Below are 20,811 nucleotides of genomic sequence, written 5' to 3'. Positions count from 1 at the left end.
GTTTAGCCAGGCGCCGGCTTCCTGCTTTCCGCCCGGCAGCTTTCAGTTTAAACGCCTGTTCGGACAGGAAAACCGGAGTTCATGAAATTCTATGCAAATGACACTGGCTACCTACAATATACACGGCTGTATCGGCGCCGACGGAAGCTTTAAACCTGACCGCATCATAGACGTTCTGCAGGAGATGAATGCGGATGTAATTGCTCTGCAGGAAGTAGAGCATCACCAGGTTGAAGGTTATGACCTGCTGGATTATTTCGCAGCGAAGACCGGGCTCACCGCCATTGCCGGACCAACCCTGGTACGCCGCACACATCACTATGGAAACGCCCTGTTGACGAGGCTTCCGGTCGTGGCGGTAAATCGGATAGATCTCACCCTGCCTGGGCGGGAGCCGCGCGGAGCGCTCGATGTCACTCTTGCCTGGAACGAGCGACGGGTGCATGTGGTTGCAACCCACCTCGGTCTGCGACCTTGGGAACGACGGGAACAGGTACGCCACTTGCTTAAGCTGTTTGAAATCCGTCTTACAGAGATCTATGTGTTAATGGGCGACCTCAATGAATGGTTTCTGTGGGGACGCCCTCTTCACTGGTTGCACGCTCACTTCAAGCGTCCTCCTCACTGCGCCACATTTCCCGCGCGAAGACCTTTCATGGCACTGGACCGTCTATGGGTGCATCCGCGCCGCCGACTGAAAAGCCTCGAAGCTCATAGCAGCGGCCTCGCGCGGATTGCATCGGATCACCTGCCCCTGAAAGCCATAATAGAAATCTGACCGGTTGCTCCAGGATATCTGTGCAATCGGGATTTATGGCAAGTTCATCCATCCCTGTCAGGAATTATCTTTCTATTCAGTTACTTTGACCCGTTAGGGACAGGCAGCGTTCCGGGGAATGCACAACGTACACTCGGCGTTTTCACCCCACTCGCAGCATTTATTCGGGAAACAGGTACCTCCGGCAGGGGGCCCTCCCCCGCCGCCACCGCCACCACTACCATTCTCCGGTATATCGATAAAGTCCAGACAATCACGGCAATAGGTGAACATCGACCCCATGCAGGCCGCATAGCATGCAATCATGGCGGGAACTGACGGAAAAAATGCAGTGCACCCGATGCAGCCAAGAATCCAGCCATTACAAATAATGTTTCTACCAAAACTGCATGCTTGAGGGAAAATGACAAGGCTCTCGTTGAGGCCTGAGCCGAGGTGTTGGACTTTATAGCTGACTGTATATCGTGAACTCGTTCTATATATTGCTGCTTCGGCAGTAAACCCTGGCATATTCATTTTTCAATCCGCCCTTGGGGAGATGATTTTCCTGCAATCTGCTTTTTGCATATTTCAGTTGGCAGGTTGACTGAATGATATTTGTCCGATATCCGGTCATCGGTGCGATAGCGCACCTTGGATAAGAGTGTATAAGGGTGTCCTTGGATACATGCAGCCTCTGCAGCTGCTTGATTTTAGAGCCTGTTGACACTTGTTTCGAAGGGACGGGACGGAATCTCGCCAGTCCATCGTTACTCACCGCTTACAAAATTTACTCTGCTACGCGGCTCCCGCCTCGCCCCGGTTAAATCCGTCACCTTCGCGAGCGTAAAACAAGTGTTAACAGATCATAGTCCGCGAAACTGCGATTACGTGCACAACCGCACAGAATTCCACCCCGAAAAACCTATTATCGCGGGTATCAGCAAATAATTTTTCATAAAACCGAGAGGCTTTCTCGCCTGGAAAATCCGGCATCGTGCCAATGAAATCAAGTCTACAGGAGGTAAAAATGCTAGGAAGAATAGTGGCACTCGCCGCAGTTGCTGCAGGGGGAATGATGTTATCGAAAACATTCAGGAAATCGAGGGACTTCGGATACACATCGACCGTGGAGAACTTTATCGAAGTCAATGTACCGGTTAGTACTGCATATAACCAATGGACCCAATTTGAAGAATTTCCCAGGTTCATGAAAGGTGTACGCGAAGTACGACAGATCGATGATACCCATCTGCATTGGCGGGCAGAGATTGCAGGCAAGGAAGAAGAATGGGATGCCGAGATTACGGAACAGGTTCCCGATCAGCGGATCGCCTGGCATAGCACGAATGGTGCCAGAAATTCGGGTGTTGTGAGCTTCTATGGAATCTCCGACTCAAAAACCCGAGTGGTGCTGAAGATGGATTATGGACCGCGGACCTTCCTTGAAGGACTGGGAGACGCTTTGGGGGCAGTAAAGGCACGTACGAGCGAAGATCTCCGGTGCTTCAAGGAATTTCTCGAAAGCCGGGGAAAGGAAACCGGAGCGTGGCGCGGTTCGGTCGGACAACATTAGCACTTCTCAAACTCAAAGATCGTACCAACTCCTCCCCTTGGTACGATCAAAGCACTCTGTCGCCATTTTGGCAGGCCGCTTTCTTCAAAGAAAATTCAAAAAGCTCTCGATTAGAGAGACTCATCTCTGGAACACCTGATCCACCGATCTTTTGTCGGTTATCTAGGTAAGCTCTACTTCCACTACCCCTACTGTTGTTTTTTCCAGCCTATCTTCAGTACAAGAAACTCTTGAACAATCCTGGCAGTCCTGAGTGAACGAATTGCAGTTAAAATCGATCGTCCCAAGGTCCATGTACCGATTATCACCGCCTTTTCGGCAGCATTCCGGTATCCAGTTGCGCCAGTAATATCTGTTCAACGCCCCCTATGTTACAGAACAAACAAGGAAAACAAGAAGCAGGCAGATGAACATTGCATACATCCGAGCAAAATAAGAAAGACTCATATCAGCAATCCATTCAAGAACTGGCCTCCGCCTACGAAACGGATACCCAGCTCGGCTTGAGCGAGACAGAAGCACTGGCCCGACTGGAGAGATACGGGAGAAATGAACTGCCGGCCGGAAAAGTTGTTCCCCGCTGGCAAAAGTTTCTCGCTCAGTTCCAGAATGTACTGGTTATGCTTCTGCTGATTGCAACGGCAATTTCGGCAGGCCTGTGGCTTTATGAACGCGAATCCACTTTACCTTACGAGGCAATCGCTATCTTTGCGGTGGTGCTGCTCAACGCACTCATGGGTTACATTCAGGAATCCAGGGCGGAAGAAGCAGTCGCTGCCTTACGTCAGATGTCAGCTGCACGTGCCAAGGTCATCCGCGGCGGTGTACAGCGCTCTGTCGTTGCAGCAGAACTGGTGCCTGGCGATATCATTCTCGTTGAAGAAGGCGATACCATCCCTGCGGACGCACGGCTCATTCAAACCACCGCACTACAAACGACTGAAGCGGCACTCACTGGCGAGAGTTTGCCTGTGTCCAAGGATACCGGGCTCCTCATGGAACCGGCCGAGCTTGGGGACCGCCATAATATGATCTTTAGTGGAACCGCCGTTACTTTCGGCCACGCGCATGCACTGGTGGTGGCAATCGGCGCGCAAACCCAGATGGGACATATCGCAGGAATGTTGGCAACGATGCCGCCAGAGACAACGTTGTTGCAGCAAGAACTTGCGCGTGTCGGCAAACTACTGGGAATAATCGTGGTGGCAATTGCCGTCATAATGATTACCACGATTATTCTCATAGGGAATGTAAGCAGTCCGGCTGTGCTTATGGACGTCCTTATACTGGGAGTAGCCCTCGCTGTTGCCGCCATACCCGAAGGTTTACCTGCCGTGGTAACAGCTGTACTTGCCCTAGGCGTCCAACGCATGGCGCGCAGAAATGCAATAGTACGTCATCTCCCCGCAGTCGAAACGCTTGGTTCCGCAACCATTATCGCTTCCGACAAAACAGGCACCCTGACAAAAAATGAAATGACAGTGCGGGTAGTTATTACGACAAGTGGACGCATCGAAATGACTGGTACCGGCTATTCACCCAAAGGCGAGGTGCGCCGCTGCAGTCCTGGGAATAATAAATATCCGGATAATCTGCTTCAAACTGATCTAAGTTTCATAGAAGAAGATAAAGCGAGTGGCAGGATTGAAGGCGCGTTGCGACATGAGCTTGAGCGGGCCCTGACCATCGCCGACAGAGCCAGTAACGCTGTATTGCAGCATGATGCGGATGGATGGAGGGTGCAGGGCGATCCGACCGAGGGGGCACTTATAGTCGCGGCGCGCAAGGCAGGACTGGAGGCTGATGCACTGGATGCACGATTCGGGCGTGTAGGCGAGCTTCCCTTCTCCTCGGAGCGTAAATTGATGACGACGCTGCATGCCAATGCAAAAAAACGCGAATGCCTGCTTGTCTTTACCAAGGGAGCGCCCGATGCATTACTCGCCCGATGCTCCTTTGAACTGGTGGGGGAAGAAACCAGGTCGCTAACTCCGGAGCGACGCAGCGAGATCCTGAAGCTGAATGAGGAATTGGCAGCTGAGGCATTACGTTCTCTCGGTGTTGCGTTCCGATCCGTCCCCGCTGACGCGTTCGAAGCCGATAGAGCGGATGAAAGCATCGAGTACAACCTGGTATTTGTTGGGCTGATTGGCATGCTCGATCCTCCACGCGAGGAAGCGAAAAATGCCGTTAGCCGGGCAAAGGCCGCCGGTATCAGGCCGATAATGATCACAGGCGATCATCCTGTAACTGCAACCGTTATTGCCGCCCAGTTGGGAATAACTGAAGACAGGCAGGTTGTTACAGGTGCAAAACTTGAGCAACTCTCGGATGAGGAGCTTGATCGCACTGTAAAGGAAGTTTCCGTGTATGCGCGCGTAAACCCCGAGCATAAGCTTCGGATTGTCAAAGCGCTACAGAGAGGGGGTGAAGTCACTGCAATGACGGGGGACGGCGTAAACGACGCGCCCGCCCTGAAAACTTCGGATATTGGAGTGGCTATGGGAATCACAGGGACAGATGTCTCCAGGGAAGCGGCTGACATGGTTCTCACGGATGACAATTTTGCGTCGATCGTGGCAGCGGTGGAAGAAGGCCGCACCATCTTTTCCAATATTCGAAAATTTTTACGCTATCTGCTCTCGTCCAACATAGGAGAAGTGCTCGTGATGTTTTTCGGCGTTCTACTCGCAAATATCATCGGATTGCAGATAGAGGACGGACTTATTGTGCTGCCCCTGCTGGCAACGCAACTCCTGTGGATTAATTTCGTAACCGATGGAGCTCCCGCCCTTGCGCTGGGCGTCGATCCGGCAGGAGCCCATGTCATGCGCGGACCTCCCCGGGTAAAGGGAGAACGTGTAATAACATCTGAAATGTGGTTCGGCATCGCCTTTGTAGGTGTAATCACGGCAGTGGGAACGCTGCTGGTGATCGACGCCTGCCTTCCGCAAGGCCTTATAGAAGGCTCGGGCGGCATACCCTATGCGCAAACAATGGCTTTCAATACCCTGGTATTGTTTTCCCTCTTTAATGTCCTGAATGCGCGTTCTGATAAACAGAGTGCATTTATCGGTTTATTCTCCAATAAATGGCTGTGGAGCGCGATCCTGCTTTCGCTCCTGCTGCAGGTCGCTGTAATTTACGTGCCATTTCTACAGCACGCATTCTCTACTGTCAGCCTGAGTCTGCGGGACTGGTTGCTTTGCGCAGGGGTAGCAAGTTCCGTGCTGTGGTTGCGTGAATTGAGCAAATTGATGTACCGTATGATGTACCGTACAACAAGCCAGACTTCACATTCCCCAGTAGTTCAGCAGCCATAGAGCGCAGCGCCCGCGCCAGCTTTAGTTACTTCGTGTTTTATTTTACGTCGCGGAAAGGCAGCATTCTCCTGTTCGTTCTTAATTTCTGATAGATGGCTCAGTCCGCACACCTTCGTCTGGCGTAGCCCACTTAGTCGCTGCTTTAATATTATTTTCAGCACGGCTCGCATTGACACAATCGGGCGTTGCATCCAGCGTGCGCGGACTGGTCATGCAATCTTTTAGCTTTGCAGTTCGTTCCGTTTCATGCGACTCATACCAATCAACGGATCTGACGTCTTCCTGCGCGGTGCGGGTACCGCATCCGGCAAGCATTGCTATCACGAATCCGCTCATTCCTACTGAAATAATAGACTTTCTCATATTTAAATTCTTCGGGGTAGATTATCTGTGATAAAACAGACCCGGTACTCACCGTTCTGTCTGGGTTCATGCCGCTTGAGAATTGCATAAATCGGCGGGCTAATTCTGTGCGGTGGCGTACCCAACCAAGGAAGGCAGAATCGTTACAGAACTTCATTCTGAGGATTTGAATCTTCCACAATACGCAGTGTTGATGGGGGCACAAGCCGACGTTTAACCTGGATATTTCACCGATTCACGGGATAATGGCGCATGTTTTGAGAGTAGAGTTGCGCATCCGCTTACTCGAAGGAATGGAATGGTTTTATCCAATCTATCGTTATTTGCTGCTTACAGAGGCCTGCTCACCGGCGCGGCTCAGGCCTCGTGCTGATAAGGTCGTCTGGATGTGAAACAAGTGTAAACAGACTCTAGCAGATCTTCATTCACCCGAAACACTTCACCTTCCGCTTACCCTGAGTCTTCGTCCCCGTTCTCTCTGAGCTTGTCGAGAGCTGAACGAGTGCATAGGAAAATTTTTTAAAAGAAAAGAAGTAATCAACGAAACCGGCGAAAACCAGGATCGAGCCGGGGCAAGACGTCTACGCCACACCAGCTCGACCTTCTTCTGGTCTGATCCAATTACGCCATTTCACTGACCACAGGGCTCCGCAGTAGGCCGCGGCTTTCCATCTCCCTTTGCAACATATCCATCGCCTGATCATGAATCAGATCGAGCGCGTCATAACCACGATTACGCAATGAGGCCGCCTTGAGCATTCCACAGGCCATAGTTTTCCTGATTTCACGCAATCCGATCTTTTGGCCACAGTAAGCGCGGATTATCTGCTCGATACCCCTGCGGTGATGAATTCCTGTCCCAAAATTTGCAGCAAGGTGCCGACTGAGCAGATCGAAGCCGCTCGCTTCCCGGCCAAACTGAACATTAATATACGCTATATGCAGATCGGATAATATGCGGTTGCATAGGCTTAGAATCAGCGCTGCCTGTGCGTGAAGATCGTGCGCGGTCAATTCACCATTTGCGCCGCTCTCCCCTGCTCTGTCAGGTCCACGCATCGCGTTAACGGATGAGATTTTCACGATTGGACGGCTAGTGGTTTCATACGCCCAGCTCAATGCATGCTGCGGATCATTAAATTTCATTTGTCATATCCCTTTTTTTGAAAAAATGTACAACGAACGCCGTGTTTTTGCCCTTTTTCACAGAACTCCAGGTTATTCCACCCCATTCGGATTTTCGATTCATGCCGGCAGCCGTGACATGATCGAGTCTGCCTACGCTCTGCAACCGCTTCCGGATTTCCATACTCCCAACGCTCAAGAGGCAAGCACATATCGTTCTTCTCGATGTCTGATCTTCTGATACCAGTTCTCATTGGTTACGCTCCAGTTCCTTAAAATTTCCACTATGGTTGTGGTTTTCCTTGTATGAATGCCTGTGGCACAGGTTGTTGTTGATAGTTACCCGATACGTCTGTAGTCATTCAGAGCGCGAAGCCATTTGCTCGACGGTAAATCGCATTGCTTCATGATTCCTTGGTGAAATGAACCTTTTTTGCTTGAAGATTTCTAATGAGGGGTATTATTACAAGTTTTACTTGTATATGTCAAGTGAAACTTGTAAGCGGGGTGCAAGAATTGCTTGTATTATGATGGCATGGACATTGCGCGGATAATTCGCGAGGGGCGCGAAAAGCTTAAATTGAACCAGTCGGAGCTGGCCGAGCTTGTGGGCGTATCTCCACAAGCGGTTCAGCAGTGGGAATCTGGGGCTACGCAACCTCGCGGGAAAAGACTGAACAGGATCGCGGAAGTGCTCAAGCTGCCCCCGGCGATGATGCATTTCGGGATGTCACTGGAAGTTCCGGCTGCGCCTGATGCTACAGTATCGCGTCAACCGGAGAATCCGGCACGTGGAACTCGAGGTACTTCTCCCCGCGTCGCTGAGAAACCGGTTTCGGAGAACGATGCACTTATCAATCAGGTTGTCGAAGCAATGCGACGCATGTCTAAAGAAGATGCAGCACGACTGGTAACAATAAGCAAGGCGCTGGTGGGTGAAACAGCTGCCGAAGTGGTTGAGGTGGTTCCTTCGGTAGATCTGAAACCGCTACCGGTACCGGATCTGCCTCCTCATCCACCTCCAGCTTTTCCTCCGCGTCGGATGCCCGAGAGTAGAACGAAGGTCAGGGGAAAGACGGCAATCAGATAGACGACGGCTTTCCAGGCATGGAATGGATCGCCGCAAAAATGACAGACGCCGCAGCTGACGCTGTTGTAGTATGTTTATAAAAAGAAAAGATACATAAGGAAATACAGAATATATTTGCGTCACTTACTCATGAATATCATCGAATAATAGAAGAGTTGGTGCCTTATAATAATCTGGACCAGTAATACGCCAGTACCTCCTGCCATCATGAGACCATTAGCAAATAGACTGCCGTATGACAGCACGGAGATGCTGCTCGCTTTTCATGTATCAGAAAAGGCACGTGCAAAACGTGACAGATACATTATGCAATTCCCCGAGGAGTCGCGGGAACTGGAAAAAAGGAGGTATACACTTGAGCAGGCAGTAAAGGAAGTGCTGGGTGAAGTAGCGGAAGTCGCATTGCTTATCCGGGAACTGGAGAGCTGATTTGTCCGGAAGGCCGAAGTTCTGTACGAGAGAACATACTGATTTCTTTGGAATTTTATATCCTCTTCCCTTTTCACCTTTTTATCGATCAGGAATTCATATGAAAAATCTTATTGTTGCCTTGCTCAGCATGTTGGTGCTTTCTTCGTGTGTTATCACGGGAAAAATGTCAGGCATTCGGGAAGGCATGACAAAAGAGCAAGTGATAAGCATTGCGGGTAATCCGGATGGCTATCAGCGCAGTGGCGATTATGAGGCGTTGCTTTATATCGATCGTCGGCACTCCTGGTCCTTATTTGGTGGACCCTATCGGGATGCTGTCGATTATTCGGTCATCCTTCGTGATGATCAGGTGATGGAGTTCGGCCCAGGCAGAACACACGAGCGCCAGGCTGAAGTTCCTTTCGTCAGGATTCCCGCCCGTTAACTTGCATTTATCCGTATTTCCCAAGACTTCCAGCGATTGCCCGATCCCGATCTTTCAAAACCCAACCCCTTCCCTTCCATCCGATACTTGTTTACAAGTTTATCTTGACAATTACAAGTAATACTTGTATTATGCTCTCCATGTTGCAACGTCACAGTTGATCGGTCCCGGTGTTGCAACATCCGTGAAACAGACGTGCAGCCTGCCTCAGGCATAGCCTCGATCGAGTAAGACCCTCAGGGCGTCGAAAGACAAGCGGTCAGGGAAGGGAAAGGCACAAAGAAATATCCAGGCTGTGCCTGGCGCGGAAATTGAACCCGATTTGAAAGGGTAAACTAGGGTAGAGCGAGGGAGAGCGTGATGGGAAACGGGGTGGGACAATGGATGAACTGGATGGCAGCGTGGACCGAACATCGTCCCACCCCCCTTGATCTCTCGGATACCGAGATACTTGACTGGTTAAGCGAATACTGCGACCAAGCCGTCTATAATCGTCCGACATCGCAATCTTGTGGCGGCTTCACTCTCTATTGCGATGAAATCAGAAGCAGCGCCTCCACATTGCGGGAAGCAGTTTGTCTCGCGGCGGCGAAGTGGAGGGAAGCAAATGATTAGACGTTTTCTGGTACTGGCACTATCTGATCGCAATATCCAAAAACTTTAATACAGTCTTGGCAGGTGAGCTGACGGAACACGATGGGGAAAGTTCAACCATGGCCAACAAACCCGCTCCTACACCTTCCTCAACTCCTCCACCCTATATTACCTCTGTCGACCTCATGCGTGGGCTGGTCATGGTTCTCATGGCGCTTGACCATGTGCGGGGATTTTTCACCGATGCGGATTTCAGCTCCACTGATCTTGCGCGCACCACTCCCGCCATTTTCCTGACACGCTGGATCACTCACCTGTGCGCGCCGACCTTTGTGTTTCTGGCAGGCACCAGTGCTTATCTGTCTGCATCGCGGGGCATGAAGCACTCCCAGTTGGCGAAACGATTATTCCTGCGGGGGTTGTGGCTGGTATTTCTTGAACTGACTGTGGTGCGTTTTGCCTGGTTCTTCAATCTGGATTACAGCTTGATGGACCTGCAGGTGATCTGGGCGTTGGGCTGGTCCATGATTGTTCTCGCGGCGCTCGTCTATCTGCCGTTATGGGCGATCGCCTGCTTTGGCATCGGCATGATCCTGGCTCACAATCTGCTCGATGGCATACAGCTTGAGGATTTTCAGGCAGTGGGCGGCTCGCTCACCTGGAAAGGGTGGCTGCTAAGCGTGCTCCATATCCCCCATTTCCCGGTGGTGTACCCCCTCATCCCCTGGATCGGGGTAATGGCCGCAGGTTATGCATTTGGTCCTCTCATGCTGCTGGCATCGAGGACAAGAATAAAGGTAGTGTTTGAATGCGGCGCTATTCTTGTCGCAGGCTTCCTCATTCTCCGAACCCTGAATATCTATGGCGATCCCGATCCATGGGTTTTGCAGGAAACCTCGGTGTTTACACTACTTTCCTTCCTGAATACGACAAAATACCCGCCCTCATTACTCTATCTGCTGATGACACTCGGACTCATGTTCCTGTTGATATCTGCATTTGAATGGTGGCATGAGGCGCATGGTCCGCAAGGTGTCGTAGGGCGTTTTCTGATCACCTTTGGACGCGTGCCCCTGTTTTTCTATCTCATTCATCTGTATTTTATTCACGGGCTCGCCCTGCTCATTGCGTTTGCAATGGGAACGAATATTCGCTCCTTCCTGACCTCTTCCTGGGAATTCCCACCCTGGTGGGGATTCAGCCTTCCAGTTGTTTACCTGGTATGGGTGGTGGTCACTACAGCGCTCTATCCCATCTGCCGGCGGTTCGCGGCATTAAAGTCCCGCCATCGGGGCAGCTGGTGGACGCCTTATATCTAAGGAGGCCATAAGTCTGATGGGTAAATTCCGGGGGGGCGGGAAACAGGTCATGTTGCATGCCAAATGTTCCTATATGTGCGCTATCCAACGAATAAGAATTGCTCCTTTTGCTAGGCTTCGGGTTTCAGAGAATGACAGGAGTTGGTGTAATGGGTGACGATCTTTTTCAATTCCCGATCACGGGATGGGAAATAAAAACAGAACCTGTCGATGGCTCGCTCTCGGTCCGGTTTCCATTTTTATCCCACGAGCAGCAAAAGCTTGCCGAGGCAGATCCCGGCAGACCCTACGTGATGCAAACTGAACAGGCTCGGGAGCTTCGAGACGCATTGTCGAGAGCAATCGAACGCCTTGAGGACCAAGAGCTTGCAACCCCCGTGGTGGCGGAAACATACAAGCGATTTCTCATCTATTAAGCGAAGCGCAGCAGCTCGCTTCTCAGTCCCAATTCATCAAGCGGGATAGATAGCAAAAAGCAGGAACCTCCCGGCGCCATTGCCAGGAGTGAGCGAATATATTTGATACGCTCGATCTCTGATGAATCCTGAACTGCCACCAAATCACCTCGATAAACCGGTCGACGAAGCGTATGACCATACGTTGGGACCGGCTGATGCCGAAATTACCCTGGTCGAATACGGTAGTTACGCAGATGCGCCCTCACGTTCCGCACACGAGCGCGTTGCCGAGCTGCGAAGCCGGTTTGGCAACCGGATGCGCTATGTATTTCGCCATCGTCCATTGGCAGGAAGCAAAATTGCGCGCCGTGCAGCTGAGCTGGTGGAATCACACAACGATCCCGCTCGATTCTGGGATCTGCATGTCGCACTGATGAGCCGCTCTGACAAGCTGAACGCAGACGATCTGTGCACCATTATTTCTGATTTGAAGCTGGACGGGAATAAAGGAGCCGCACAGGAAGAAACAGCAGCAAGAGCAAGAGATCGCGTAGAAGCGGATATAGTCAGCGCAGACGCGAGCGGTGTCACCGTCACGCCGACATTCTTCATCAACGACCGTCGTTACGATGGCCCTTGGGATGTGCGTTCACTCTCTGAAGCAATGCTTGGCTCGCTTGGCCACGTTGTGCATGCTGCCGCACTGGATTTTGCCAAATGGGCGCCTTCGACCGGAATCATGCTGTTGCTTGCGACCGGGCTCGCAGTTGTTCTGAGCAACTCCGCGCTTGGCCCGGATTTCAATGAAATATGGGAGCAGCACCTGGGGATTACGTTCCAGCATAGCGCTTTTGAGCTTTCATTGCGTCATTGGATAAATGACGGATTGCTGGTGATCTTTTTCCTGGTTGTCGGCCTCGAAATCAAGCGCGAGTTCACCGTGGGGCATCTTGCAGCGCGGCAATCCGCAATGTTGCCAATCGCCGCAGCGACTGGAGGCATGGCTGTCCCCGCCTTGCTTTATCTGATTCTGGTACCGTCAGGACCACCAATGGCTCCGGGATCGGAGGGAGCTGATGGTGCATGGGCATATGGATGGGGTATCCCAATGGCAACGGATACAGCGTTTGCAATTGCGCTGATTGCCATGATGGGCAGACGCGTTCCTGTCGAGCTACGTGTCTTTCTTACCGCGGCTGCCATTGTCGATGATATTGGAGCAATCATTGTCGTTGCAATTTTTTATTCAGGTGAACTGCATATCGGTTATCTGGGCAGCGCGGCCGCGATTACGGGCTTATTGGCGCTGCTCAATAAGGGTGGCGTGTATCGGGCATCTCCGTATGTGATTCTCGGAATCGTCCTGTGGGTCTGCGTGTATGCAAGCGGGATACATGCCACCCTGGCTGGCATCATTCTCGCGTTGTTCATTCCTACACGCCCGCCGCCTAATCTTCGCGCACTCATGCTGCAAGCTGATGCCATTCTGACCGCCGAAACCCGACGCGGGAGGGAAGTCATGCATTACGGCCCTTCCGAGCCTGCACTGGAGGCACTGGATGCCATTCATGACCGTTTGGAATCTCCCGCTGATCGCATGCTCCGGCATCTGGCGCCAAGATCGAGCTTTCTGGTATTGCCGGTGTTTGCGTTCGCGAATGCAGGAGTGGTTGTAGAGACAAGCGTACTCAGCGAGCACGTACCGTTAATGCTCGGCACCGCAACAGCATTGGTCATCGGCAAACCCCTCGGATTTATCACTGCCACCGTAACCGCTGTTCAACTAGGTTTTGCCACCAAACCAGATGCCTACTCCTGGCGACAGCTTGGAGGAGCGGGAGCGCTCGCCGGAATCGGTTTTACCATGTCGCTTTTCATAGCCAGCCAAGCCTTCCCCGAGGTAAGCGATTATGCGGCCGCCAAAATCGCAATTTTCGGTGGATCGGTCCTCTCGGCGATCATCGGCGTCGCCATACTCTGGAATGCACAGCCAGAAGGAGAAAAAAATCCATGAGCGTGAATAAAAATGGAGCAGATGGTAAAACTATTTTCCGAAACACTTGTTGATAATCAAGCTATACGGCAGAAGTAAACGATAACTTTTCTATATGAGGAGGGAATATGACTACAAAGAAGGCGTGGGCAGTTTGGAAAGGTGGAATCAAGGACGGGGGCGGAACGATTTCCACGGAAACAGGTGTACTGAGCGAAGCACCTTACGGTTTCAAATCGAGATTTGAAAATGGCAAGGGCACCAATCCGGAAGAACTCATCGGCGCCGCGCACGCAGGCTGCTTTTCGATGGCGCTCTCCCTGATGCTCGGAGAAGCTGGTTTGACGCCGGAGAAGATCGAGACGCACGCTGCCGTCACGCTCGATAAAGTTGGAGAAGGTTTCGAGATTACCACTATCCACCTTGACGTTGCCGCCAAAATACCGGGGGCAGATCAGGCGAAATTCGAAGAGATTGCCAACAAGGCAAAGGAAGGCTGCCCCGTATCCAAACTATTCAAGGCAAAAATAACAATGGAAGCAAGACTGGAAACGTAGTTATTGTCCGATAACGCGAGTGGAGCGCCATTCACCGACATATTACACGACGGATAATTCGGATTTATCCGGAACTTGCCTGATAGCAGGAAGAAAGCATATCACCTTCGCTCCAAGATACCTGGCGGCAGTACCGATAGTACTGCTGGATCGTTGGAGCGAAGCACGATACTTCAATGCATGAGGCTCGCTGCAACGCTCATGCGACTGGATCGGGTCGCATCGGGCACGAATCAGACGTACAGCTATCTGGGCAATAGCAACCGAAGGTGATTACTTCAACTGCTCATACAGCAGCTTCAATATGCGCTTTGCGTCACCGGAATCCTCCGCCACCCCATCCTTGTTCAACACGGTGACGTCGGTATTGGTCCCCGCTTCGCTTAGCTGGATGCGGTATTGATCCGGCTTATCGCTATCTTCGTCGCGCCAGAATGCAAGCTTCGAAAGCAAACCGGTCCCTGTGCCGCTTTCTGCATCCGGATTTACATAGCGCACAAAGTAAATGCCCTGAGAGCGGTTTCGGTCTTCGACGGTAAATCCGATACGATCCAATGCCAGTCCGACGCGTCGCCATGATCGGTCAAATGCTTCGGTTACGGTCAGTATCCCGCCTTTTTCACTATTGAGGCGCGCACGCTCTTGAACGCCTGTACTCGCCACCGCGCTTCTGACGCGCTCCTCCGTCACGCCAAAGCGCATCATCAGGCGGGAGAGCATCTCCGCTTCCAGGTCAGGATCAGAGGGACGAGGTTGCCATACAGTACGTACGTTAGCGCCCTCGATCACTTCATCCATGCCGCGATGGCTGATATAGATCTCCGTAGTGCCATTTTCACCGCGCTCCAGGCGCGTGCGAAACTTGTCACGCTCGCCCGTTGAATACAGGCTGTCCAGAAGCTTGCCGAGCGTATTCCGAAGAATATCTTCGGGAATTTTGGCGCGATTTTCCGCCCAGTCCGTTTCCATCACGCCGGCTTCCGGCATTTCGATCTTGATGAGAAAGCCCAGTTCCTGCCAGAAATCCCTGACGATCGGCCATATTTCCTCCGGTTCGCCATTTACAACAAGCCAGCGCTGCGTGCCCGAACGTTCCATCCGTACCGCGGCCTCATCCATCGAGGGCAGGATGGAGGTTCCTCCGGTGGTGATACCTGCCGTCTTGCTGCGCTCCTTGTTATAAGCCGAAAAAGTCGCAACCCCGGTGGGACTGATATCCGGAACATGATAACGCTCATCCGAACCCGGCGCCGTCAGGTCGGGTGGAATTTCCAGAGGGGGAAGTTTGCCCGCCGATTTATAATTGATCTTTTTAGCTTCCGGCAAAATGTCCGAGAAAACACTGCATCCTGCAACGGCCGCCGCCAGGCACAGCGCAGCCATTATCTGCGATCTCATGTGTAATACTTGATTCCTGAAAATCCTGCTCCCGGCTCTCGAATTCGGGCAGTCATTTAAACAGATATCGCCAAATCAATTCCTGCCTCGCTCATCGCTTCCCTGACAGTCTGATGATATCGATTTGACAACGGTGTGAGTGGCAACCGCAGTCCCTCGCCTATCAATCCCATTTGTGCAACAGCCCATTTCACAGGAATAGGATTGGCCTCTATGAATAAATCCAGATGCAATCTCAAAAGCTTTCTGTTTGCAGCGCGGGCAGCAGCCAGGTCACCGGCAAATGCCGCAGCACACATCTCATGCATGAGCTTCGGCGCCACGTTGGCGGTGACGGAAATAACGCCATGCCCGCCGAGCAACAATAAAGCCAGGGCACTGGCATCATCGCCGCTATAAATTGCAAAATCTTCGGGGGCACGGCACAACAGATCGAATCCGCGACCGATGTCACCCGTTGCATCCTTGATTCCGACAATGTTGGGAATTTGCGCAAGACGAAGGACTGTATCGTTGGCGATATCTGCCACCGTCCTGCCGGGCACGTTGTATAGTATCTGCGGGATATCCACAGCCTCCGCCACCGCTCTGAAATGCTGGTATAAACCCTCCTGCGTGGGCTTGTTGTAATACGGTACGACTGACAGACTTGCATCCGCTCCCGCATTCTTCGCATAGATGGAAAGGTCAATTGCTTCGCGTGTGGAATTGGCTCCGGTTCCCGCAATTACCGGTACCCGTCCTGCCGCTTGCTCCACCGCGGTTTTGATCAGCAAATGGTGCTCTTCGAAATCCACGGTCGGTGATTCGCCGGTGGTTCCTACCACCACGATACCGTCGGTCCCTTCCGTCACATGAAAGTCGATCAAGGATTGGAAACGCTCCAGATTCAGTTCGCCATTTTCATGCATCGGTGTGACAATGGCGACCAGACTGCCTTTTATTGCGACGTTATCCATGACGCGACTCGAAAAAACTCCTATTTTACCTGAATCCGGCACCCGCAAAATATATTCGCGACGGTACAGGTCGCGTTGTCAGACAACGCCAGGAGGAGCGGGTTCCCGACACCTTAGATGAATCCGATGAGAGTCGAGACGATGATACTGTAAAGCTGCTCCCTTCCCTCCCCCTCTCCCACAGGCCAAACAGGCGGGAGAGGATCGGGGAGAGAGCCCTTGGCTTCCGGGAAATATCCTCAAACCGGTACGGATTCCCTTGCCTTCGAGAAGGTGATCACGCCATTTTTCGAATCGACTGTGATGGTATCCTTCGCAGCGAAGTGACCTTCGAGAATTTCCTTTGCCAAGGGGTTCTCGAGCTGGCCCTGTATCGCGCGCTTGAGGGGCCGTGCACCGAACACCGGATCGAATCCCGCCTGGGCCACCTCTGCAAGGGCAGCATCCGTCACCTTAAGATGCATCTCAAGTTTTGCCAGGCGCCTTTCCAGTTGCTGCAGCTGTATCCGCGCGATGGATTTGATATGCTTCTCATCCAGCGCATGGAATACCACCACCTCGTCAATCCGGTTGATGAACTCCGGGCGAAAATATGCCTTCACCTCGCCCATGACCGCCAGCTTGATGACTTGGTAATCATCTCCTGCCATCTGCTGGATCATTTGCGAACCGAGGTTTGAAGTCATGACGATAACGGTGTTCTTGAAGTCCACCGTGCGGCCCTGTCCGTCTGTCATGCGGCCATCATCCAGCACCTGCAATAAGACGTTGAATACATCGGGATGCGCCTTCTCCACTTCATCCAGCAGAATAACCGCGTAGGGTTTCCGTCGTACGGCTTCCGTCAGGTAACCGCCCTCCTCGTAGCCCACATACCCCGGTGGAGCGCCAATAAGCCGCGCAACCGAATGTTTTTCCATGAACTCCGACATGTCGATGCGGATCATGTGCTCTTCCGAATCGAACAGAAATCCTGCCAACGCCCTGCATAACTCGGTCTTACCCACCCCTGTCGGCCCCAGGAACAGAAAAGAGCCATAAGGGCGGTTCGGATCAGCCAGACCTGCGCGCGAACGACGAATGGCATCCGACACCAGTCGTACTGCTTCGTCCTGCCCCACTACGCGCTCGTGCAGCTTCTCCTCCATGTGCAGGAGTTTCTCCCGTTCACCCTGCATCATCTTGGAAACAGGAATGCCGGTAGCGCGCGAAACCACTTCTGCGATTTCTTCCGCCCCAACCTGAGTTCGAAGCAGCTTCGGCTTGTTTTGCTCCACGGTCTCCTTCTCAGCCTGCCGATCCTGCACCTGAAGTTGTGCCTCCAGTTGCGGAAGGCGTCCATATTGCAACTCTGAAACTTTCTGCCAATCTCCTTTACGCGTCGCCGCTTCGATTTCGAGCTTGACCTTTTCCATCTCTTCCTTGATATGCTGCGTACCCTGCACCTGAGATTTTTCGGCTTTCCAGATTTCTTCCAGGTCGGCGTATTCGCGCTCGAGTTTGGCTATCTCATCTTCCAGTAATGCAAGACGTTTCTGCGACGCCTCATCCTTTTCCTTCTTCACCGCCTCGCGCTCGATCTTGAGCTGTATCAGACGCCGGTCGAGCCTGTCCATTGCTTCCGGCTTGGAATCGATTTCCATCCGAATGCGTGCCGCAGCTTCATCGATCAGATCGATGGCCTTATCGGGCAGAAAGCGGTCGGTGATATAACGATGCGACAGTTCGGCCGCTGCGACGATAGCCGGATCGGTGATATCCACGCCATGATGCAGTTCGTATCTTTCCTGCAAGCCACGCAGGATGGCGATAGTCGCCTCGACCGTGGGTTCTTCCACGAACACTTTCTGGAAACGCCGCTCCAGCGCAGCATCTTTCTCGATGTATTTGCGGTATTCGTCCAGAGTGGTGGCACCCACGCAATGCAATTCGCCGCGCGCCAGCGCGGGTTTGAGCATGTTGCCCGCATCGATCGCGCCCTCGGCCTTGCCCGCCCCTACCATGGTATGAAGCTCGTCTATGAAGACAATAACGCTGCCCCCGGCCTGTGCAATCTCCTTGAGGACAGACTTGAGGCGCTCCTCGAATTCGCCCCGGTATTTAGCTCCCGCGAGCAGCGCGGCCATATCCAGCGAGAGTACTTTCTTGTCCTTGAGGGTTTCCGGCACTTCGCCATTGACGATGCGCTGAGCCAAACCTTCGACAATAGCAGTCTTGCCCACGCCCGGTTCGCCGATCAGCACGGGATTGTTCTTGGTACGGCGTTGCAATACCTGAACAGTACGCCGAATTTCATCATCGCGCCCGATAACTGGATCAAGCTTTCCCGCGCGCGCGCGTTCCGTCAGATCGAGCGTGTATTTTTTCAATGCTTCCCGACTGGCTTCAGCCTCAGGATTGCTGACATTCTCGCCACCGCGCACCTCGTTGATCGCTTGTTCGAGCGCATTGCGATTGGCCCCATTCTGCCTCAGCAGATTGCCGGTCTCGCCTTTGTCCTGAAGCGCCGCCACCAGGAACATTTCCGACGCAATGAATTGATCACCCCGTTTTTGCGCCTCCTTGTCGGCCAGATTGAGCAGATTACCCAGATCGCGCGAGACGTTGATCTCTCCACCTGTACCCTCTACCTTAGGAAGGCGCTCGATCGATTTTTTCAGTGCCTCGCGCAGGGGCGGCACATTCGCACCTGCGCGCTGCAACAACGAAACCGTGCCTGCATCTTGCTGCTGCAAGAGTGCAAGCAGTAAATGCTGCGGTTCAATATAAGGATTGTCCTGACCCACAGCAATGCTCTGCGCGTCGGACAACGCCTGCTGGAATTTTGTGGTTAATTTGTCGAAACGCATGAGAAGCCCTTTATGGGTAGTGAATGATTCTTATATATATGGGATACGGTAGAATTTTCAAGATATCCCTCATGCGTCCAAATCCTCCGGCGAGATGGAGGATGCAATAAGCAAAGCCATTGCTGTATCGCATGATCCAGTATGACATGCCATATCAAAGCGAAAGTATTTCCGGATAAGGATACAAAATGTTGAGAGCCACGCTTTTGCCCGCCGTTTCCACGATGCGCACATGCTCGCGCTTCAATTGGCGGGCGTGGCGCAAGCCGCAGGAGTAGGCAATCATATCGATTTCCCTGTTCATGTTTTTGGCATAATTGGCAACGCGCAAGTATTTCTCCTGCACCACCAGACCCCGCTGCAAACGCCGATTATGGGTGGTGATACCAGTAGGGCAGGTATTCGTGTGACATCGCATGGCCTGGATACAGCCGAGTGAAAACATGAAGCCGCGCGCGGTATTGACATAGTCCGCACCCGCACACAACGCCCACGCCGCCCGTGCCGCTGTCACCAGCTTACCTGCTGCAACCACACGTACGCGGTCTCTCAAGCCGGATTCCAGTAACGCATCCACCACCCGTGGTAACGCTTCCGCAATGGGCAGGCTCATATGATCGAACAGAGTCTGGGGCGCAGCGCCGCTGCCCCCTTCGCCCCCATCAATGGTGAGAAAATCCGGCGCGTATTCGGAACCCCTGCGATTCACTGCATCGCACAGGTCGTTAATAAAGTGCCACCCGCCGATGGCAGCCTTGACACCCACGGGCCGCCCGGTGAGATCGCGGATATGAGCAATCTTGTCGAGCAGTTCATCCACATTCCCGATATCGCGATGACGATTAGGGCTGATTGAATCACGATGAGCAGGAATACCGCGAATAGCTGAGATTTCATTGGTTACCTTGGTTCCGGGAAGCAACCCTCCCTTACCCGGCTTCGCGCCCTGAGAGAGCTTTATTTCAAATGCCTTGACCACCTTCGCAAGTTCCTTTGCCCGCTCCGGTGAAAAATTACCCTCCTGGTCGCGAATACCATACTTTGCAGTACCGATTTGCATGACAATATCGCCACCCCCCTCAAGATGATAAGGTGAGAGCCCACCTTCCCCCGTGTTCAGCCAGCATCCCGCCTCCGCCGCTCCAAGCGACAATGCGCGTACTGCGGGTGCTGAAATCGCGCCGTAACTCATTCCACTGATATTGATAATGGATTTCGCATGGAAAGGATGCTCGCAATAGTCCTCGCCAATCACCAGTGGCGGAGTGGGCAACCGGTCGCTCTCCAATACGGGAAAGCGACATTGACGAAAAAAATAGAGCCTGGCTCCCGCAGATCATTGGTCGAGCCGAAACCGACGATACCACCCTCATTCTTTGCATTCCTGTACACCCATGAGCGGGTAGCGCGATTAAAGGGCATTTCGTCCCGATCGCTGGAAAAGAAGTACTGTCGGAAATACTCTCCCTGTTTCTCCAGGAAAAATCGCAGGCGCCCGATTACTGGATAGTTACGCAGGATGGAATGCTTCTTCTGGGTTACATCGTGAATGAACCAGAATACGACTATCCCTATCACGATCAGACCGGCAATCGTGCTGAAACCGTATGAGATTACTTTCAATGCATCAGACATGATGCCTCCGTATCACATT

Annotated in this window: 16 protein-coding genes and 1 pseudogene; 11 read left to right on the top strand and 6 right to left on the bottom strand. The window is 52.5% G+C overall.

Features of this window, described 5'->3' with window-relative positions; genetic code table 11:
• Positions 1-91 precede the first annotated feature (91 nt).
• The 3 genes from BMW46_RS07720 (at position 92) to BMW46_RS07710 (ending at position 5,656) form a co-directional block, all read left to right on the top strand.
• The gene (locus BMW46_RS07720; protein ID WP_074706865.1) at positions 92-778 is read left to right on the top strand and encodes an endonuclease/exonuclease/phosphatase family protein; all 687 of its coding nucleotides are present in this window, start codon (positions 92-94) and stop codon (positions 776-778) included.
• A gap of 1,009 nt (positions 779-1,787) precedes the next feature.
• Positions 1,788-2,333 (top strand): SRPBCC family protein, encoded by a 546-nt coding sequence (locus BMW46_RS07715; RefSeq protein ID WP_177171055.1) that lies wholly within the window; start codon positions 1,788-1,790, stop codon positions 2,331-2,333.
• 413 nt (positions 2,334-2,746) lie between these two features.
• On the top strand, positions 2,747-5,656 hold the full coding sequence (locus tag BMW46_RS07710; RefSeq protein ID WP_074706862.1) for a cation-translocating P-type ATPase: 2,910 nt from the start codon (positions 2,747-2,749) through the stop codon (positions 5,654-5,656).
• Between the two features lie 78 nt (positions 5,657-5,734).
• On the opposite strand, the gene BMW46_RS07705 is transcribed toward BMW46_RS07710, so the two are convergent.
• The gene (locus BMW46_RS07705; protein ID WP_143121425.1) at positions 5,735-6,019 is read right to left on the bottom strand and encodes an EexN family lipoprotein; all 285 of its coding nucleotides are present in this window, start codon (positions 6,017-6,019) and stop codon (positions 5,735-5,737) included.
• 621 nt (positions 6,020-6,640) lie between these two features.
• On the bottom strand, positions 6,641-7,165 hold the full coding sequence (locus BMW46_RS07700; RefSeq protein ID WP_074706857.1) for a hypothetical protein: 525 nt from the start codon (positions 7,163-7,165) through the stop codon (positions 6,641-6,643).
• 514 nt (positions 7,166-7,679) lie between these two features.
• On the opposite strand from BMW46_RS07700, the gene BMW46_RS07695 reads away from it, so the two are divergent.
• The 8 genes from BMW46_RS07695 to BMW46_RS07660 all read left to right on the top strand — a co-directional run bounded on the left by BMW46_RS07695 (position 7,680) and on the right by BMW46_RS07660 (position 13,951).
• A complete protein-coding gene (locus tag BMW46_RS07695; RefSeq protein WP_074707334.1) occupies positions 7,680-8,234 on the top strand; it encodes a helix-turn-helix domain-containing protein in 555 nt (184 codons plus the stop codon).
• A gap of 207 nt (positions 8,235-8,441) precedes the next feature.
• A complete protein-coding gene (locus BMW46_RS07690) occupies positions 8,442-8,663 on the top strand; it encodes a hypothetical protein (protein ID WP_074706855.1) in 222 nt (73 codons plus the stop codon).
• A 100-nt stretch (positions 8,664-8,763) separates the two neighbouring features.
• Positions 8,764-9,090 carry a hypothetical protein gene (locus BMW46_RS07685; RefSeq protein ID WP_074706852.1) on the top strand — a complete coding sequence of 109 codons (327 nt, stop codon included), beginning with the start codon at positions 8,764-8,766 and terminating at the stop codon, positions 9,088-9,090.
• A gap of 360 nt (positions 9,091-9,450) precedes the next feature.
• Positions 9,451-9,705, top strand: coding sequence for a hypothetical protein (locus tag BMW46_RS07680; protein WP_256376998.1), 255 nt, complete (start codon positions 9,451-9,453; stop codon positions 9,703-9,705).
• Between the two features lie 98 nt (positions 9,706-9,803).
• Positions 9,804-11,003 (top strand): acetyltransferase domain-containing protein, encoded by a 1,200-nt coding sequence (locus BMW46_RS07675; protein ID WP_074706849.1) that lies wholly within the window; start codon positions 9,804-9,806, stop codon positions 11,001-11,003.
• A gap of 149 nt (positions 11,004-11,152) precedes the next feature.
• Entirely contained in the window at positions 11,153-11,419 is a 267-nt protein-coding gene (locus tag BMW46_RS07670; protein WP_256376997.1) for a hypothetical protein, read from the top strand.
• A gap of 121 nt (positions 11,420-11,540) precedes the next feature.
• Entirely contained in the window at positions 11,541-13,415 is a 1,875-nt protein-coding gene (gene nhaA / locus BMW46_RS07665) for a Na+/H+ antiporter NhaA (protein ID WP_074706844.1), read from the top strand.
• Between the two features lie 107 nt (positions 13,416-13,522).
• On the top strand, positions 13,523-13,951 hold the full coding sequence (locus tag BMW46_RS07660) for an OsmC family protein (protein WP_074706841.1): 429 nt from the start codon (positions 13,523-13,525) through the stop codon (positions 13,949-13,951).
• A gap of 273 nt (positions 13,952-14,224) precedes the next feature.
• On the opposite strand, the gene bamC is transcribed toward BMW46_RS07660, so the two are convergent.
• The 4 genes and pseudogenes from bamC to BMW46_RS07640 all read right to left on the bottom strand — a co-directional run bounded on the left by bamC (position 14,225) and on the right by BMW46_RS07640 (position 20,792).
• Positions 14,225-15,349: an outer membrane protein assembly factor BamC gene (gene bamC, locus BMW46_RS07655; protein ID WP_074706839.1), complete on the bottom strand. Its 1,125-nt coding sequence runs from the start codon at positions 15,347-15,349 to the stop codon at positions 14,225-14,227.
• Between the two features lie 56 nt (positions 15,350-15,405).
• The gene (dapA, locus tag BMW46_RS07650; RefSeq protein WP_074706837.1) at positions 15,406-16,308 is read right to left on the bottom strand and encodes a 4-hydroxy-tetrahydrodipicolinate synthase; all 903 of its coding nucleotides are present in this window, start codon (positions 16,306-16,308) and stop codon (positions 15,406-15,408) included.
• Between the two features lie 239 nt (positions 16,309-16,547).
• On the bottom strand, positions 16,548-19,157 hold the full coding sequence (clpB, locus tag BMW46_RS07645; protein WP_074706834.1) for an ATP-dependent chaperone ClpB: 2,610 nt from the start codon (positions 19,155-19,157) through the stop codon (positions 16,548-16,550).
• Between the two features lie 154 nt (positions 19,158-19,311).
• Positions 19,312-20,792, bottom strand: a pseudogene (locus tag BMW46_RS07640) (FMN-binding glutamate synthase family protein).
• Between the last annotated feature and the right edge of the window lie 19 nt (positions 20,793-20,811).

This window comes from Nitrosospira multiformis, assembly GCF_900111585.1.
Taxonomy (GTDB): domain Bacteria; phylum Pseudomonadota; class Gammaproteobacteria; order Burkholderiales; family Nitrosomonadaceae; genus Nitrosospira; species Nitrosospira multiformis_B.
Note: the sequence above shows the minus strand (reverse complement) of the source record. Positions and strands in the feature narration are given on the sequence as shown.